2 protein-coding genes are annotated in these 2,206 nt (G+C 76.1%); one reads left to right on the top strand and one right to left on the bottom strand.

Going from position 1 to position 2,206, the window contains the following annotated elements; all coding sequences use genetic code 11:
* Positions 1-76: 76 nt before the first annotated feature.
* On the top strand, positions 77-1,405 hold the full coding sequence (locus tag EF903_RS31860) for an MFS transporter (RefSeq protein ID WP_125548441.1): 1,329 nt from the start codon (positions 77-79) through the stop codon (positions 1,403-1,405).
* Here EF903_RS31860 and EF903_RS31855 read toward each other — a convergent pair.
* Complete coding sequence (locus EF903_RS31855) at positions 1,335-2,132, bottom strand: PDZ domain-containing protein (protein WP_260616200.1); 798 nt, start codon at positions 2,130-2,132, stop codon at positions 1,335-1,337. The two genes, EF903_RS31860 and EF903_RS31855, sit on opposite strands and share 71 nt — an antisense overlap.
* Positions 2,133-2,206 lie beyond the last annotated feature (74 nt).

Here is a 2,206-nt window from a genome sequence, read left to right as displayed (position 1 = left end):
GCGAGGCCCTCGTACAGGCCGGCACCCGACTGCTGGAGCCCGTCGAGACGACCCCCCTCCCCACCCGGACCGCCGCGTGAGCCGGCGCCCCCTCGCGGCCGTGCTCGCCGCCAACACCGTTTCCACCGCCGGGAGTTCGCTGACCCTCATCGGCGTCCCCTGGTTCGTGCTGCAGACCACCGGCAGCGCCGGACGGGCGGGTGTCGTCGCCTTCTGCGCCACCCTGCCCGTCGTCGTCGCCGCTCTCGTCGGCGGTCCCGTCATCGACCGGATCGGCCGCCGCCGCGTCTCGGCCGCCTCCGACCTCGTCTGCGCGCTCGCCGTCGCCGCGATCCCGCTGCTGCACCGCGCGCACCTGCTGGAGTTCTGGATGCTGTGCGCGCTGATGGCCGTCACCGGCCTCGTGCACACCCCGGGCCTGACCGCCCGCGGCGTCCTCCTGCCCAACCTCGCCGAGCACGCCGGCACCACCGTCATCCGCGCCGCGAGCCTCTACGACGCCGCCTCGCGCGGTGCCCGCATGGTCGGGGCCGCCGCGGCCGGCGTCCTCATCGCGGCCCTCGGCGCGGAGGCCGTCCTGCTGGTGGACGCCGCCACCTACGCCGCCTCCGCACTGCTCGTCGCCGCGCTGGTCCGCGGCGTGCCCGCCGCGGACCCCCAACCCGGCACGGGCAAGGCCTCGTTCGCCCGCTATCGGGCCGAACTCGCCGAGGGCTGGGCGTTCCTGACCCGGTCCCGGCTGCTGCTCGGCATCACCGTGATGGTCATGGCGACCAACGGCCTCGACCAGGGCTGGGCGTCCGTCCTGCTGCCCGTCGACGGCCGCGACGACCTCGGCGGCGCCACCGCCGTCGGCCTGCTCATGTCCCTCTTCGGCGGCTCCGCGCTCCTCGGCGCCCTGCTCTACGGGGCCTGGGGCGAGCGGTTCCCCCGCCGGACCGTCTTCGCCGCCGCGTTCCTCCTCTCCGGAGCGCCCCGCTACGCCGTCGCCGCCCTCACCGACACCGCGCTGCCGCTCGCCGTGACGATGGCGCTCGCCGGACTCGGCGCCGGCATGCTCAACCCGGTGCTGACGACCGTGATGTACGAGAAGGTCCCCGAGGAGCTGCGCAGCCGGGTCGCCGGCGTCGGCACCGCCGGCTGCGAGCTGGCGATGCCGATGGGCGGCCTGGCCGCGGGCCTGCTGGCCGACGCGTACGGCGCGCCCACCGCCCTGCTCGCGTTCGGCGGGGTCTACCTGCTGGCCACCCTGTCCCCGATGGCCTTCCCGTCCTGGCGGTCCATGGAGCGCACCCCGCTGCCGCCGCCCGCGGAGGACGGGCCCGCCGCCGCCGTCAGCAGGACGGCGGCTCCTCGCCCCGGTTCAGCGAGCGCAGCGACTCCACCGCGCCCTTCAGGGAGCTGACGGGGACGAGCCGCAGCCCCTCGGGCGCCTCGGCCTTCGCGTCCGCGCACTCGGCCTCCGGGACGAGGAAGACGCTCGCGCCGTCCCGCCGGGCGGCCTGCGTCTTCAGGGCCACCCCGCCGACCGGGCCGACCCGGCCGTCCGCGCTGATCGTGCCCGTACCGGCGACGCTCCGGCCGCCCGTCAGGTCGCCGCCGCTGCCGTCGCCGTCGAGCTTGTCGACGATGCCGAGGGAGAAGAGCAGGCCCGCGGACGGGCCGCCGACGTCCGCGAGGTTGAGCTCGACCTTGACGTCCTTCGGGTCGAGGCGCAGGTAGCCGAGGGCGGCCGAGGTCGCGTTCGTCTGCGAGGCGGTCATCTGCTTCAGGTTGTGCGCCTCGATCTCCTCGTCGCTGCCGCCGGAGGGGTAGACGGCCTCCTTCGGCAGCACCGACCGGCTGCCGTCGAACCAGTCGTCCAGGAGCTGCGGCAGGCGGACCACGGCCGACGGCCCCGTCGCCTGGATCGTGGTCATGCGCAGCTCGCCCTTGGTCGGCCGCGTCGGGGCGCCGCTGACGGTGATCACCGGCTTGCCGTCGCGCTCGCCCAGCACGTCGGCCGTGAGCCCGGGCTGGGCGATCACGAAGGGCAGCGGCGCCAAGGCCGCCACGGCGAACAGGCCGAGGACGGGCACGGCGCAGACGGCCAGGGCGGCGGGACGCGAGAGGCGTGAGAGGGCGGAGAGCACCCGGCCAATCTATCGGGCCCGCCCGGCCCGCCGCCCTGGCCGTCTGCGCCGTGCCCGTCCTCGGCCTGTTCGCC

It is taken from the genome of Streptomyces sp. WAC05292, assembly GCF_003949955.1.
Taxonomy (GTDB): Bacteria; Actinomycetota; Actinomycetes; order Streptomycetales; family Streptomycetaceae; genus Streptomyces; species Streptomyces globosus.
Note: the sequence above shows the minus strand (reverse complement) of the source record. Positions and strands in the feature narration are given on the sequence as shown.